We start from the raw sequence: 16,503 nt of genomic DNA, 5'->3' as shown, positions 1-16,503 counted from the left end.
GTTGAACCTCCTCAGCCTCATGACCTCCTGCAGCACTCTGACTCCGCGTAGGCAGGTTTCTCAACTATCTGTGAGCACATACAGCGAACCGTGTTTGCTGGACATTGTTGACTCGATTGAGGTGGCGAGCGCGTTGTCCTTTATGAGGATCCCGAACTCGATGTTGCGATTCTCCGCGTTGTAGGAAAAATTCGCGCTGGTCAGCAGAACGATCTCGTGATCGACGACGACGAACTTGGCGTGGCTCACGATCGAACGACCGCCACCGAGCTGCGCTGATCTATAGACCGTCGCCAGCGGCAGTTGAGCTTTCACTTTGCCCGATTCACCCTTTTCAGTATCGACATACACACAAACGGTGACACCCGGTTGTTCAGAGGCGAGCCTGAGCGCGTGCCACATGTTGGAGTTCTTCGTGAAGTTGTACGTCGCGCACGTTACGGAAATCCGCGCTCCAGACACAAGACGATAGAACTCGCTGGTCAGATGGCCGACAGTGGCCTCATTGCCCGGCATCGTCCACACCGGGATGAGTTCGCGGTGCACCGTCTTCGCTCCCGCGACCGCGCGCAGCACCGCAACTGACAAAGCGGGTTCCGCGTGCCCGAGTCCGGCTCGTGCCAGCAAGTTCGCAACATGCTCACGGCGGCTGGCGTTGATCGACCTCAGCGCGTGGGCGGTGTGATCACCGATTTCGAGGAGTGCTGCAAGCCCCACGGCTTCGTTCGCGGTGAGGTATTCGCCGAGTGACCCGAATGGATCAGACGGCATCGATGCTCCCGAAGAACCCTGGCACCGACTCGCCCGAGGCCGCCGGGAGATCCAGCAGGAACCGCCGATCAAGAAATCGGTTGGCCTTCTCACACGAAGTCTCTGATGCAAACGAGCAGCAGTGGCATGCAGCGCCGTGGAGGAAATCCTCCGGGTCGCGCGGGGTCCGTGTGGCACAAACCGGGTCCGAGGAGCACCGCAATGCGCGGCGCAGCGCCGACACCATCAGGTTATGGAGCCGGGCCGGCTCGGAGAGTGCCACCAGCCCGCCGAGAGTGCCCTCGCTGTCGGAAGCGGTGGTGCAAATCAACAGTCCTGCCGCCGCCTCGCGCTGCGGGGTTGCGGTCCATCCGTAGATACGCTCGCTGAGACTGGCAGCACCGTAACCACACGACATCGCCATCTCACGGATCAGGACATGCGAGAGGGTGTGGAGCAACCAGTAGCGCGGAGCCGGCAACCGGGTATCAGGGTCGACCTGCTTGGCAGTCTCGGAGAAACGCCGCTGAAAGTTACGCCTGTGCGCATCCTGGTGCGCGTCCCAGAGTCGCGATCCACGAATATTGTTCTCCCACTCGGAGACTGCATCGAGGTCGAGCTGGAGGAAGACACCCTCACCGCGGTCCTCGGTGGCCGGCACCCACGTGGGACGACCACTGCGGGTGAGCTTGACGAGACGGCTGGCGAGATCGTTGACGCGATCCATCTCGTCGAGTCGCGTGAACCCGAGTACCGCATTGACCTTCTTCATCTGGTTGACCGCGACGACGCGGCTGACCTTCGGATGGAACCCGGGCGCGCGCTGCATCTCGGTCACCATCAGACCACTGGAGTTCGGCTGCTGCGGGAACAGCGCCGGCTTCTGCAAGTACCGCCATTCCGGTACAAGCAGCTCGACCGGGTCCCAAGCCGCCAGCTTTTCCTGCCGATCCTCCTCCGAGTCGGCAGGAGCGAGTACATCGGCGATGGCCGTCGAAAGGTCATCGTCGGTGACACTCGACATGTCGATGCCTTTGGCTCCGGCCAGGGCCCGGATCACGGCGATCTGGTCCCCGAACTGCTTGACCTGATCGAGGCCCAGCTCGACGCGAAGCTTGTCGGCAAGGGCCTTCTTCTCTTCGGCTTCGGTGCGGGGCATGACAATGATCGACTGTGTGGACGCGAACCATAGATTCGATGCGCCCATCATGATGAGCGCCGGGCGGGCTCCACAGTTACTGTCGAACGCCCCGAGATGCGGGTGCCGACCGCGGCACTTCTCCGGAAGTTTTTCGCGCCCAACCGTTCCCTGTGCCTCGGCCATGCCGCGAGTGGATCCACACGAAGCGCAAGCGATGATCGACCCGACGCTCTGGCCGACGTTGGCGTCACGCATCTTCAGATCGGGCAGCTCCGCCTTGGGACACTGGCGACCACGGTGCACCCACAACGTGTAGGGGAACTCGTCGAGGTGTCCGTTCGTGCATGTCAGCAGATGCTGCGCCGGGACGGCGGGGCTTTCGCGTTTACGGGCAGGTGCTCCGGGCCGCGGTCGACCCCGACCTGGGCAACTCTTGTGAGTGAACTGTGCGAGGTCTGGCCGGAACGGATGGGTGTTGGTGTAACTGAACCGCGGCAACGGACCTAGATAGTCGCAGCCAGTACAGCGAAACCATTGCGGGAACACCCGGGCGGGAATGCCGAGGTCGGACCCCTCCTTGGACATCGCGCCCTGTTTGGCCTGCCACGGGTAGGGCCGCAGTGCGTCGACCTGGGGACCTAGATGCAGTCGGACCACGCTGACCAGCCGCGGTTCGAGGATGCTCGGGATGTGCTCGCGACGCTTCCAGATTGGCCCCCAATCGTCGAGTCCCGCCGGCATGACGGCGAAACCGGGTAGATCCATGATCGCGCCGGGACCGTACGTGTAGAGCAACGACGAGGGGCGGGCCGAGCCGACCTTGGCGCGGTTCTTGACCAGACCCTCCTCCGCGTCTGCGAGCGGGTCGAGGACATCGGAGGCATCGTGCAGCATCTCGACGGGAAGTTCCGACTCAGTGGCAGTGGTGTCAGTCATCAGTTGTCCTCCCCGGACGGCAGAACCCACGTCGGTGCATCGTCAGGTGTTCGGGCGAACAGCCGATCCGGGATCGGGCTGACCAGCAGGTTGATCTCCGGCTGTACCTCGCGCATTGAGTTCGCGATGATGAACGGCGCCTCCGTCGAACTGCCCGCTGACGCCTTCGCATTTTCCGGGCTGATGATCAACGGTAGGTACTTGTCACCCTCGCCGGTGCGCTCGTAGACGAGAGTTTTGCTCATCAGGGCCGCACGCTTGGCGCGTTCGGTCCACCGGTCGAGCCGATTGACCAGCAAGTCATTGGCATGCTTGGTCGCTGCGTCGCTCTGCGCGGCGGCGGCGATGCGTTTCTTGAGCTGCTCGACCATTGCCTCGACCGCGGAACGTTCGTCCTTGATTCGCCATGCGCCGCGCTCCTGCGAGAGCCCGTCGGGTTGCACGGCCTGCATAACCCGGGCAACGCTGACCAGTAGACCGTCGATCCCCCGGGCGAGCGAGGTAGGTGAGTACGGCGTGACCGACAACGCTTCGACCTGGGCGTAGAAGGTTTCGTGATAGTGCCGGAACTGTTCGAAGTGCGCGAGGTCGCGCGGTCGCGCCCAGTTTCCCAGGGAAACAACAAGACCCGGACGATCGGAAGGGTCACGCCCTACGCGGGAGGATGCCTGGATGTATTCGGCTGTGTTCTTCGGTTGTCCGACCACCAGCATCAGACCCAGCCGCTGGACGTCGACTCCGACCTGAAGCATCGACGTTGCGAGCACTACGTCGAATGGCATCTCGCTGCGGGCGGACATTTTCTTTCCGTTGTCCTGCTTGGCTATTCGTGCCCGAAACGCCTCGGTGGTGTCGTGGTCGGGATCGAACTCCAGACCGAGTCGGTCGAGGGTGCGGCCGATTTCGGCTGACGCGATGCGTGAGGTCAATTCGCCGATGTTGAGCAGCCCGAACGATGTTCCGAGCCGTGAGGGGAATCCGGAGTCTTTGCGGGGACGCTTGACTCGGCTCTGGACGTCGTCGGCCATGTAGCGCGCCATGCCGGCCAGCTCACGAGTGGCATTGAAGTAGCCGACCAGCGTCATGTAGGGATCTGCCGCGGCCCCAGCATGATCGAAGAGCAATTGACCGGAAGACAGCAAGACCTCCGCAACGCGAATCTCCGCGCTGGAGAGGCGCACGCCCTGCGCGCTCACCCCGACGTAGCGGCGCCCTGGGTTCGCCTTGTCGATCGGAATCTCTTGGGAGAAGTACGTGTCCGCGACGTCGAGGACCTGGGGTGGGAAGATCTCGACCTGCCGGCCGTACAACCCCCGTACCTGTTCCTGGGCGTTACGCACCGTTGCGGTCGATGCAACGATCAGCGGCTTGACGGGCCTGCTGTCTTTGGTCTCCCATGAGCACAGGGTCTCGACCGCAACCTCGAACAAGCCGACCGAGGTCCCCAGCGCGCCGGTGATGAGATGGAGTTCGTCCTGGATGATCAGGTCGGGTGGCCGCAAGCGATTCACCGGCCGAACCGTCGCAGCGGGATGACCGCTCTTGCTCGCCGGGTGTGTCGTGGTGATGTCGCACTTGGAGTAGTCCGAGTGCACGTACCCGTGCCGTCCGCACCGGCGAGCGACGTACCCGAACAGCGCGGCAGCTTCGCCTTCGCGGGCGAGACGCGCGAACTTGTCGACGGTGGCAATCACGAACGCCGGTGTCAGCCGGTAGATTTCCTCATCCACGGTAAGCACCGGGAGTCCCTCGGACGCCGCGCCACCCTTGGAGAACGGGCACCGAGCCAGCTCATCACCGCAATACACGTAGATACGGCGCATGGTGGCATCGGCCTTGACCTGCGCTGCCCCGATCGGGGTGCCGCACCACGGGCACCGCTGAATCTGGAGCACTGTCAATCGATGCGAGCCGTACTCGTTGGCCTTGGTGAGCTGCTCGTCGGCTTCCTCGAACCGCTTGGGGCTGACGTCTGTTCCGACCCACAGGCCGATCCGGAACGGTTCGACACCCCAAGTGGTTTCGTCTTCGATCCGGGCGAGCTCCGCCGCACACATCAGGGCAGTCGCACGCTGGAACTGCTGGGCGGTCAGGAGCCTGAGCGTGTAGCGCATCAGAACTGCAACCCCGTCGCGGCCATCCAAAGGTCCGTCGCCGGACTCGATGACGCCTTGCCTGCGGCGAATCGCGAAGGTGTACGCAGCGAGGCCGAGATAGGCCTCGGTTTTACCACCGCCGGTCGGGAAGAACAGCAACTCCACCCGCGCATGATGTTCGGCGCTGCGCAGTTGCTCGGCAGGGTCAGTCAGCGCACCGAGCTGCATCAGGATGAATGCCAGCTGGAATGGGCGCCATGATGCCGCTCCAGCACCTCGGGCGGCAACTTCGGCCTGTGCATGTTCGATGGTCATGGTGCCGTCCGCGGCTCGTGCTGCTGCTACCTGAGAAGCGATCCGCTGATCGCGCATCGCGCGGTTCATGAACTGGAAGCACTGCAGCGCTTCGGGATCGGTCGCGACGTGCTCAAGGCCCGCAGCTAACCGTTTATGTGCCTGTTGGGCCTCCAAGAGCGCGAGTTCTGCGGTCTCCTTCAAGTGGTCGGGTAGATCGTGGGCAGCGTCCTCTTGGCTGCTAATCCAAGCGGCATACCCCTTCACCAGTGGCTCCAGTCCGGCGCGAAGTGCGTCAGGCGTAACGGATGAAAGCGCGTCCATGGACAGCATCGCGTCTTTCACAGATCGCGCGCGTGTCTGGGGCGTCTCTCCAACAGGGAGCCAGGTTGTGGATACCTCGGTCGCGCGACGTGCGCCGTCCTTTGCCACCCAGTCGACCGAACAGGTTCGTCCTATCGCGAACTCCAGGCGGTTTCGGTACTGGAGGTTCAGGCGGCGCACTTCGTCGTCGTGCTCGGGCCAGTAGTGTTCCATTACATCTCGGACCGGCAGGAACACCTCCGCTCCGCCCGCATGAATGCTGATTTTGGTCTGGAACATCCACATGTTCATCGGGATGGGCATGGGGGTTTCGCGATCGTTGCACAGTGCGATTTCCACCAGCACACGCCCGAATTCGGGGTCGTCGTACCGGTCCACGCGCAGGCAGATGGAGTCTCGCAACGGGATCCCAGTGGTCTGGCCGGGTGTGAGGTCAGCGAGCCTGATCGTGCGCGGTTCCTCCACCGGTGTGCGCTGGAAGTCGCGGATCGGCCGTCCAGCCTTGGTCGTCCTCTCGGTTTCGACCGATTCGTACATTCCCCATGACGAGGTGACGGTGAACGACTCGAGGTTCGACGGTACCTGGAACCGCAGCCCCATCGACGCGGGGATCATCAACCCCTGCTTGGGAGTTCGATCCTCGGTGTCGTCGTCCTCGGAATCAGCTTCCGTTTCGTCAGCCGCGTGGGCGGGCACCCCGCGCTGCTCAAACTGGGCGTCGCCGTCGGTGCGCGCCTCGACAAGGTCGCCTCTTTCCGCCGATCCCCCAGTGTCGTCGCTAGCGATGGTGGCACCGGTGAGCTTGACCGGCGCGATGTGGCCAACAAGGTACTGCGTCCGAGGACTGAACGGCAGAATCTCTTCCGGACCATGAATTGGCCCGAGAAGTTCGCGATCCAAGATGTCCACGAGGTTCTCTCGCACATTGAACGATGTGCCGTCAGGTTCGTAATTCAACCGGTAGATGTCCGAGGCTGCGGCATACCCAGGAATATTCATGAAAACAGGGTCTCCGACTCTTCCGATACACGCTTAGATGCACGCCTCTTCCCAGTTGATTTTATCTTTTCTTCTTTAGCGGCCTGAGTACCATTTTCTACTAGTAGGCGACGGCACATCTCTGCTCGTTGAACTGAACTACATGTAAACCGCCGCACATCGGCAAGTTTAAAGAAGCCGTGTTCGATTGATAAATCGTTCCAACCATAGCTTCGGCACACAGCGTGGTCGAGCTCCCGTTGGGCATTTCTAAAGTCGACCACCACCGGTTCGTTTACAGCGGGATCATCGACCAGATTGTACAATCGAGTTACTGATATCAGTTCAGCCAGTGCGCGGTCTCGCGCGGACGAAAAACGGAGGGATGCATCCAGCAAGGTGTCATCTATGGATGGAGGAAGTGGAAATGTTCGAAGGCACCGCGAGACGATATAACAACTCGTACTTCCGCGACTGGTTCGAGTTCGTTCAAACCATGCCGCATGCACAGTCGACGAGAGAATGCCGAGGATTAACGGCGAATCAGTAGCGATAATTACTACTTTGTCCGAATATATCGATTCGTGATCAGATGCGAATACGAAAACAGGGACTCGCGTATCACGCGCGATCACAATGAACCGATCTAATTGCTGAGTGGCTGATATTAAGCGGTCACGTTTGTCCCAGAACGCCCAATACCTGCGTTCGTGAATTTGGCTCGTTATCGCATCGCGTAATGGTTTGACTGTACGCTGCAGGTGTTTCGCGAGTGCTGGCATCTCTGATACTAGAGCCGTTTCGTCTTTAAATCTGCCCGCATCAATAGCTACTCGACCGGATGAGGAGCCCGAAAGGAGTGACTGACCGTTCACAAATGGTCGTAATGCTTGCAGTTCCTGATCGTTAAGGGTACTTATCATCGGATCGTCGGCGTCAAGCACAAACCCCTCTCCGTACAGGCCGATTCCTTTTCCGGCAAGGAACGGCAGGGTTAGGGCAAGTGCCGTCGATATGTCGGCTTCTCTGCCATCGGCGAGCGAGGGCGAGATCGAAGGTACGCCGGCCCCGTCCAGATTTACAGGCAAATCTCGATTTCTAAAGTTTCCTTTGCTCGCCCATATGATTGCGGCTCCTGTGGAAGCTTTTCCAGGCCATCGGAATTCTGATACCGCACGGTATATTTGTCCTTCATCAGCCAAAATTTGATTGCTCATCATTGCCGTGTCGCCCTGGCTTACTCGATCGGTCGCTATGAGACCGAGCGATCCGCCATCATTAATCAATGCCCACGCCCGCCGGATGAAGTGCGCGACAAGGTCAGCTGCTCCTCGCTGTCCTCGAAGATCAAGCTTGATCCAGCTCTCAATGTTTGGACCGTATGCGGTAGCAATCTTCTTGCCGGCTAGGAATGGCGGATTTCCAATGACCGCATCGAATCCACCGCGTTCGACGGTAACGTCCGGCGCCGCAAGCACCCAGTGAAGTGGCCGCCACAGCTCGTAATCGGTCTGAACGCTGGGAGTCAGCCCGCGACGTATGATCGAATCGAGCTGTTCTGTGTGCCGTAATCCTGTCCCGTTCGTTGGATAAACGCAACGCACGGCCTCCCTCAAGTTCTCGTACGCCTCATCTAGCGGCTTTCCTGCCTTTCCTCCGAATAAAAGGCCGGCCGCGATAACTCCGTCCGAGATCTTGCTCAATTTCCCGGTTACCTCATTTAGCTGCGTAAGTTGGCGCCGCTTGGTGGTGGCGCTTTGCGTGGGATCGTCGTCATCTACAACTGTCGCGAGATTTCGTCTCAGATCTACCGCCTTGCGGAGAATATCGTCGATATCCACGTCGAACATGTCGAACACTCGTTGAGTCGACGCTTGACTCGGATCAATGTGCAACTGGCGGATCTGCTCAAGTCTTGTGAGTCCGAGCAGCGAGTTACCGATGAAAACCTTGTCGTCGACGAAGGAGAACGGCAGGTTGCGGTCTAGGGAGACCAACCACAGCGAGAGCTTGCACATCTCCACGGCCATGTCATTGATATCCGCACCGTAAAGGCAGTTCGCTACAACATTGCGAATGGCCCGAATGTAAAGATCGTTCCGCTGGCTATTGGCAGAGTCCTCACTGATCCACGCCTCTACGACGCGGTCCGCAAGGTAGCGGGCAGCAGCCACCAAGAATGCGCCTGATCCGCAGGCTATGTCTACGACCTTGAGATCGAGAAGCTCATCGGAAAACTTCAGTTTCCACGCCGACTCCGCAGCTGTCTGGTGCGGACCCGGTGAGTAGCATAGCGGCTGAAGAGCGTGGAGGACGACCTCTTCAGCGAGAGATTTTGGCGTGTAGTGAGCGCCCGCGTTCTTCCGTGACGGGGTTTCTTTGACTAGTAGCCCACCAGCAAGCACGACGAACGGATGCTTGCGCAAATCTGAGCGTACGAGCCCCAGCCAGGGCCGAACACGCTCGCGAAGAGCCTGGTTGTCGCCCATTGCCTGGGCGAGGGCGCTCACTACGCTCGGGTCCACCGACGCGATCATCGCCTTGGCAATGGCGGCTGTGGAAGGCAGAGTTGCTGACGGCTGATCCTCCGCTACCCACTCGCGGATCGCGGTCGCCAGTTTCTTCGGGTCTGGGTTGGCGCCGGACAGCTCTTCGAGCTTTGACAGCGGAATTTCCGGTGCCTCACCGGTCTTGCCGAGCAGTCCCACATGCACCTCGTCAACGGTTGCGCATGTGTAGCCGAGTAGGCCTTCGTATATATAACCAATCTGCTCAACATCGATGTCGCGGAATGAGATCTGGCGCGCCTCACCACCCTTAAGTACAGCCAACTGCACCGAGCGCAACACATGCAGCATGACGCGATCAGTTACGGTAATCGCGAGGGTTCCTTGCTCGTTGAGGGCGGTCAGGAATGGAAACCGCGCCGGGTCGAATAGCGATCCACCGTACGCCGGCATCCGCATACTTTCGAATGAGGCTCCGCTGTAAAGAGCTGAGCTTGTGGCAAGCAGGCGGTGCCACGTCAAAGACATCGCGTCGAGCGCTTCTTCGCTCTCCTCGCTCTCACGCGCAACGAGTCGGGCCAGATCACGAGAGATGCCGTACCCCTGCTCGAACAACTCTCCCGTCGGGAGTAGACCGCGTTCCTCCGCGAACAAGAGGAATACGACGCGCATCATGACGGTGACGGCAGCCTCGTAGGTGTCATGCGTACGAGCAGGGAGTGGATCGGGTAGACCTCGTCGGCGGGCGTCGGCGGCCGACTCCGAGAACGACTGGATAAGGAGTTCGACAGCGCTGCGCACCTGCCCGCCAAGCGCCTCGGTGATTTCCTCTGCTGCGGCCACCGACTCTTCGAACAGCACCGGCAGTCGTTCGGAAGGCTCACCGCCAATGATGTGCTGCCGACCGATCAGAGTGAGGAAGGCATCCCGCGTACGCGGCTCCTCGACCCAGGTCAGTGCGTCGACGATGCCGGAGGCGGCCATGCTGCCTTCGCGTGCGAAGACCAGGCCCCACCAACGTCCGTCGGTAACGATACCGATCTCGCTCTTGTTCTCACGCAACAACACTTCGAGGCGATCAACAGGAGTCGCGGCCCACACGTCGCTCGGCGTCTGCCGCAGCGAGTCGACCGGGTCGACGACATGTACCAACGCACCGATGCCGTCGGCGCCCCGAAGTGCCGCCTGCGCAGTTACGGTGACAATGCGGTTCGGCGACTGTGCCTGCACGGCGGGAACTTCGCCCCAGGACAGCGATTCGGCCCACCCTGCGACCTCACACAAGACTGTCTCGATCCACACATCACGGGCGGTGCGGTAGGAATCGAGCGTCACCTCGTAGTCAAGGGCTCGGTCGAGTGCCTCCCACGCCGATTCGAAGCTCTTCCGGGCATCGACGAGCACGCCGAAGCGGTCCGGGTGATTCTTCCGGAAGTCGGGGATGCCATTAGGCCACACCCTCTTCAGCGGCGGGATCGCGAGGAATGGCCCCTCGGTGTCGACGAGTTCGAGCCATCCTCGGTGCAGGTCGGCAGCATTGGTTGTCGGCGCGTTGCGCCGAGTCTGGCGTGCCATCAGTCCATCCATCTTTCAGCATCGGTGCGGGTCAGCGCGAATACCACCGCAGCAGCGGTGGTATGAGGTTTCACGTCCGCATACCGGTCGGTGATCGCGGCGATCTCGCGTGCTTCCTCGTCGTCCAATTCATCAAGGCGGCGGCTCATCGCCTCGATGTCACGGCGACGCTGACGCTGCTGGTCATCGGACCAGAGCATCATCTGTGCCTCTTCGTCGTCAGTCCCGAACGCCCTGAGTGAGTCGTGAAGATTAGTGCGGAAGGCCGCGAAGATCTCGCGTGCGCGCTGCACATCCGCACTTTGACGCTTCGCAAGCTGCTCCATGACCAAGTCGTGGCGCCGGGCCGCGCGAGCTTGCATCGACTCTTCCAGCCTCGCGCGGAGCGGAGCATCGGGGACATTCCACATGTCGCACAACTGGTCGCGGACCTTATCGTCCGCGAGCTCGAGATTGTCGCCGTCGAGCGCCTTGTCTAGCGCGGCCTCGGCTTTCTCCTCAGCCATTGCACGGCGACCGGTCAGACGTACGCCTGCAAGGAAGACCTCCTCATGCAGGCGTAGGCCACCACGACCGACAAGGACCATGCGGGTGACCGCCGCGACGAACGACTCGGGCAGATCGTCGACCACCACAGCGGTGACGCGATTGAGGGGCGAGTCAACGCTCCACAATGACCGGCGCAGCAGGCGTTGCGACTTCTGCACGATCGGATGCCCTAGGTGGACGTACACCAGGTCGCTGCGATCTTTGCCGTAGTGATCTTTGGCAGCTACAGGGTCGAACGTGATCGGGCGCAAGACACCTGGCCGTAGTCGTGTGTCGAGTCCGTTGAGCGTGTCATGCCATCCAGAGGTCAGTGTGGGGACATCGAAGACCTCGGCGTCGGTATCCTGGGCGAAATCACGATTGAGAACAAGCGCCGATTGGTGGTTGATTCGCAGGGCGGTGTCGACCACGCGTCGCAGGTTCGCCGGGTCCAGGTGCATCTCGGTGCGCGAAGCGTCGAAGCCCTGCTCGAGTTGCGTAAGTCGCGCGTTAAGTTCCATGCCGCCGGCAAGAGCGCTGTTGATGACCTCGTTCGGGTCGACGCCCTTAGCTTTTGTCCGGGTCGGCATCCGTCGGGCGAAGTGATTCTGAATCTCTCCACCGATCACCTCGTTGACCGAGCCGAGATCCTGTTCGACGTTCGCCACTTTCTTCGCGATTCGTGCCATGAAACCCGCGTCGGCAGTATAGGTGGATGAATCGGCGTCGGGTAGGAAGTGAAAGACCTGTGGTTCTTCGGTCTGCCCGTACCTGTCGATGCGGCCGATCCGCTGTTCCAGACGTGAGGGGTTGAACGGGATGTCGAAGTTCACCAGCCGATGGCAGTACGTCTGAAGGTCGATGCCTTCGCCAGCAGCATCCGTCGCCAGCAATACGCGAACCGGCTCGTTCAACGGGTCCTCGGTGAACTGGGAGCGGATGTACTCACGATCCTCGGTCTTAGTGGAGCCCTGGATCACCGCGAGCACGTCGGCGTATCCACGCTGCGTCAGTACACGAGTGAGCCAGTCGACGGTGTGGGCATATTCGGTAAAGATGACGACGCGCTCGGTGGTCCAGTGCTTGCCGTCCGGACGGCAGACGGCGTCGAGCAACTTCAGCAGCTCGTCGAGGCGGGAATCTGCTCGGCTTTCGAAGCCCAGACCCCATTCTGTAAGTATCTGCAGTTGGCCGGGCTCGGCGGCACTGAGTGGGTCGGAACCCTTCGACTCGCGGAGCCGGTCGGCCTCGTCCTGATCCAAGAGGCCCTCTTCCTCATCGGACTGGCCTTCGCCGAAGATGTCGTCGTAGTCGTCCTCAGAAAGTCCTCGCCCGGCTCTGGAGCCCAGGTAGTGGCTTAGCGTCATGCCGAATGCGAAAGGGCTGGACAGGAAACGCTTCTTAAGGAGCATCGTGACGATGTCACCACCGGGCTTGGTGCCGTTGAGCTTTGCGCTCTTGGTGACGATCTCGTCGAGCAGTGCGAACATCTCCTGCTCGTCTGCCCTCGGCATGAACGGCACTGCGCTCACCTTGCGCTGTCTAAACCCCTTCCCAACTAGATCGCGCTTGAGTCGCCGCACGGTGACGTCCTTGAGTGCTTTGGAATCGAGCAGCGCGCCGCGCGAGAACCGACGGGGGTCGATCATCTCCAGGAGTGCTGTGAACGATTCCGGATGCCCGTTGTGCGGGGTGGCACTGAGAAACAGGCGGTGCTCACACTTGTCTGCCAATTGCCGGACCGCGACTGTCCGTTGTGTGTCGACGGAGTATCCACGCCCACCTGCTACCACTGAAGGGCCTGATGGTGCAACGTGATGAGCCTCGTCGACGACGAGAAGGTCGAAGGCGAACCTCTTGCCGGACTTCGGGTTACCGGCCTGTGCGTACACGTCACGGAGCAGGCGTTGTGCACGAACCTGAGGCAGCCACGCCATGCTCACGATTACCCGGGTAAACATCAGGAACGGATTGGCATGCAACCCGTGCGTCCGACGGATCTGAGCCATCAGCTCACTGTTCACGATTGTGAACCCCAGACCGAATTTGTCGCGCATCTCGTCCTGCCACTTCAGCGACAAACTCGGCGGACACACGATCACCGCAGTGCGTGCCCGATGCCGCAGGAGCAACTCCTGGATCACCAGACCAGCCTCGATCGTCTTACCCAGACCCACGTCGTCGGCGAGCAGAAGGTTCGTGCGCGGAGCCCCGAGCGCGCGGCGCAGCGGTTCGAGCTGGTAGGCCTCGATGTTGACTCCCGACCAGAACGGCGCCTGATAGCGGTTCGGGTCGGCCGACGTTACCGCCCCCCAACGCATCGCGTCGACGAAACCCGCGAGCGTGGTCGGGTCGTCGAACGACTCCGTAGAAATGCGGTCCGGCAACCCCTGCGCCGGGGTGACCGTGTGGCCGACCTCAAGTTCCCACACCACGCTCAGTTGCTCACCGAGCCGGTCTTCGTCCAACGACTGAAGCTCGACCACATGATTGAGTTGAGCGATCGCATCGTCCGCTGAACTACGCGGAAGGCCCTGCGCCTGAACACTGGCGACGGCCCACGTCGAACCGCGCACCTCTACGACTTGCCCGTGTTCCGGCAACCGCGGACCACCAATCGCAACTGCCTCCGTCAACGCCCCTCCTCATTCGCAATCATCGTTTGGTTCCGCTCTATGTTGTTTCAGGTTCCGATGTCGACCGGCCGGGCCTTCACTCTCCGGAGTGAGATCACTCTATGCGTCGGCCTGTTGCCAGTGCTCCATTGGCATAGCGCGCCGTCAGACCGGGGCAACCCGCACCCCAATTCAACGACAACGAATCACGGTGATCTGCTGTAGAAAACACCGAAAATGCCACACGAACAAACCTTCGCCTCAGCTAGATAAGTCCGCGATTCTCGCGCAGATATCAGCAGTTGACTGGTCGTCTTTTAACATCTCTTGTTGTGATCCCACGTACTAAGTACTTCTGACAAAAGCTCCTGGACCAAATTCCTTTGAGTCGGTCAGCACTGAACTGGCCAACGACCACGAGACTTGAGACACAAAAGTTTCGTTTCAATGAAGGCAATCTCGACCCGAGTCATCGAGCACCTCGTTACCCCCATTCCATTTCTACTGACACTATGACCAGCACCTATCGCTCGTCACTAACGGTGAGCGTAGAGTTATTGGCCGCATGCATTCGCGAGTGAACTCATAATGAGCATCGACGAAGGCGCCTTTTCTTATCATCGGGATATCATGACCATCTGCGCTGTGATGAACAGACCAGCGAAAGGCAGCAAAGAGCCTAAAGCCGTCTTTGACTAGTCATTCCGCGCGCGAACCGACTTCGATTTCATCGTCTGCCGCTGCTCGCAGCTGTTCAAGATCTGCGGTCGACAGCCGCTGTGTGGGGTCAGCCTTGCCAGCTGCACTGAAACGCAGCCCCTCCTGTTCCAGTACTTTACGGGGATCATCGGTGCGTTCGGGCTCCAACCATCGAAATCCTTCCGATACCTGCCCTTGCACGTTCAGAACGCGGTGAGCTTTTGGCGCAGGTGAGGTCGCGATACGGCTACCAACAGCTTGCGGGCCGGTTCCGATGGCCTTGGCCAGATCTCCGTAGGTTGTCCATCGGCCTGCCGGCAACAGAGCCAACAGCTGATTGAGCGAGTGCCACAGCGGGCTATCCTCAGGGCTTGCTTTGCCTGTGATAACCGGACCTGGCCACGCGGTGATGATTCGCGCCGCTAGATCTCGACCACGCTGCTCGATCTGTTCAGGTCCCCATTCGGAGCCACTTGCGATGCGCTGGTTCATGCGGATACTACTGGCACGCAGGATCTTCCGCTTGTAGTCGAACTCACGGTTGCCCATATTCTCGTTGTAGCCCGTCAAGGTGAGGTTGCCGAGGGTGTGCACGAGCCGGTCGTGAATTTCGTCGATATTGTCCGCGCCATGTAGCGCAGCTAGTTGCTCACACCACTCCCGCGACAGCGTCTGCGGCATCACGTGTTCAATGCTGAGCTTGGCGTCGTCGACGATTTCCTTGCTACCAAAGAGTCTCTCGATCCACGTCAGCATGGTCTTACGATGAGCCGCGCGGCCAGTGACAAACAGCGGCGAGGTAAGAATCGCGGCGAGGAGCTGGTCGTCGGTCGCATAATGTTTGCGTCCTTCGGACAAGTACCGGTGCAGAGCCTCGTCGACCGGCAGAGAGGAGTCCAATTCCTGGACCGCCGCTGGAAATAGCCGATTGAGGCCTTGAGTGGCGCGTCCGACGAGGAAACGGCGCACGAGCAGCGATTCAATGCACAGTAAAGCCCGAGCAACCTGCTCAGAACTAGCTTCACCCTGGTCTCGAAGCACGAGCAAATGCAGTACCAGTGGAGCTGGTGTCGTTGAGTCCCATTCTGCAAGTCGTGCCAGTCGCTCGCGCACCGCAGGATCGGTTTCTTCACTAGGGTGGAGCATCAGGCGGTACAGCCCACCCAGCCGAGCGATGCGCTCCACCTCGGAGACAACGGCCGCTTCGTCTGTGAAGCGGTCAATACGGGCTTGTTGCCCTGTGAACGTCTGGGTCCGCTTGGCGATGGGCCTGCGGTGAACGAGGTCGAGCCAGAAAAGTGTTTCGATCTGATCATTACTGTCAAGCGCCTCTTCGAGGGGTCGCCAAAATTTGCGGTGGATTTCCTCACCGCGGTCAGGCATACGCATGAATAGATAGTTTCGGAGCAAGTCACCTTGGGTCAGCTGGAGACCAGTGTTGTTGAGTGACTGGAAAATTCGGTGCACATTGTCGCGCGGGTCTGTGCTGATAGATACAACCGACAATCCGCAAGTAACTGCGTCGTATATCTGGATTGCAGTCAACTGTTCGTCAATGGCAGAGAGGTCCGACAGACGCGCTCGGAAAAATCGATATGCACCGCCAACTGCGTCGTCTCCACCGGCCGTGGGACTGGCGTCGATAACTGCCGAATACACGTGACGGTCAGCTTGAGTAGGCACAAGCTTGAGCCTGTACGGATCGTCTTCGTATTGGTTGGTAAGTAGCTGGTTATGGATTCGGTCGAAGACACGTTGCGACGCGGGCTCGTTCTCCCTGAGATGGTCACGTATGGCTGCCAACAACAGCGTCACCGTGGTCAATCGTTGCTGACCATCGACCACGAGGTAGCGAGTGACACTGCCAGCTATGTTATCTGGCACTGGAGCGAGGACCAGCGAACCCATGAAGTGCGTAGCGAGGGGGTCGTCGGGACGATCCTCGACTAGCTGAAGGACATCGTTCCAAAGAACTTTAAAATTGTCCGGCCCCCACTGGTATGGAGAGCAATGATCAGAACCTGTGGATGGTTCTCGGCGAGGCGGCGTGAGTGGGCGCA

General features: G+C 60.2%; 6 protein-coding genes. All 6 read right to left on the bottom strand.

Features of this window, described 5'->3' with window-relative positions:
- Window positions 1–60: 60 nt before the first annotated feature.
- Window positions 61–771, bottom strand: a complete 711-nt coding sequence (drmC, locus tag ACKAMS_RS28275) for a DISARM system phospholipase D-like protein DrmC (protein WP_408989890.1) — start codon at window positions 769–771, stop codon at window positions 61–63.
- On the bottom strand, window positions 761–2,827 hold the full coding sequence (drmB, locus tag ACKAMS_RS28270) for a DrmB family protein (RefSeq protein WP_408989889.1): 2,067 nt from the start codon (window positions 2,825–2,827) through the stop codon (window positions 761–763). The genes drmC and drmB overlap by 11 nt, the downstream gene beginning before the upstream one ends.
- Window positions 2,827–6,540, bottom strand: a complete 3,714-nt coding sequence (gene drmA, locus ACKAMS_RS28265) for a DISARM system helicase DrmA (RefSeq protein ID WP_408989888.1) — start codon at window positions 6,538–6,540, stop codon at window positions 2,827–2,829. The genes drmB and drmA overlap by 1 nt, the downstream gene beginning before the upstream one ends.
- Window positions 6,537–10,601 (bottom strand): DNA methyltransferase, encoded by a 4,065-nt coding sequence (locus tag ACKAMS_RS28260; protein WP_408989887.1) that lies wholly within the window; start codon window positions 10,599–10,601, stop codon window positions 6,537–6,539. Before ACKAMS_RS28260 ends, drmA begins: the two co-directional genes overlap by 4 nt.
- Window positions 10,601–13,765: a DISARM system SNF2-like helicase DrmD gene (drmD, locus tag ACKAMS_RS28255; RefSeq protein WP_408989886.1), complete on the bottom strand. Its 3,165-nt coding sequence runs from the start codon at window positions 13,763–13,765 to the stop codon at window positions 10,601–10,603. Before drmD ends, ACKAMS_RS28260 begins: the two co-directional genes overlap by 1 nt.
- 678 nt (window positions 13,766–14,443) lie before the next feature.
- The coding region (locus ACKAMS_RS28250) for a DUF262 domain-containing protein (protein ID WP_408989885.1) at window positions 14,444–16,503 on the bottom strand (2,060 nt) is incomplete at its 5' end.

The sequence above is a fragment of the Rhodococcus sp. 5A-K4 genome (assembly GCF_046097995.1).
GTDB classification, from domain to species: domain Bacteria; phylum Actinomycetota; class Actinomycetes; order Mycobacteriales; family Mycobacteriaceae; genus Rhodococcus_F; species Rhodococcus_F erythropolis.
The sequence above is the reverse complement of the archived record's forward strand: the minus strand, read 5'-3'. Positions and strand labels throughout refer to the sequence as shown.

Coding starts and splice junctions, on each gene's coding strand:
- drmC (WP_408989890.1), bottom strand. CDS start 771: ATGCCGTCTGATCCATTCGGGTCACTCGGCGAATACCTCACCGCGAAC.
- drmB (WP_408989889.1), bottom strand. CDS start 2,827: ATGACTGACACCACTGCCACTGAGTCGGAACTTCCCGTCGAGATGCTG.
- drmA (WP_408989888.1), bottom strand. CDS start 6,540: ATGAATATTCCTGGGTATGCCGCAGCCTCGGACATCTACCGGTTGAAT.
- ACKAMS_RS28260 (WP_408989887.1), bottom strand. CDS start 10,601: ATGGCACGCCAGACTCGGCGCAACGCGCCGACAACCAATGCTGCCGAC.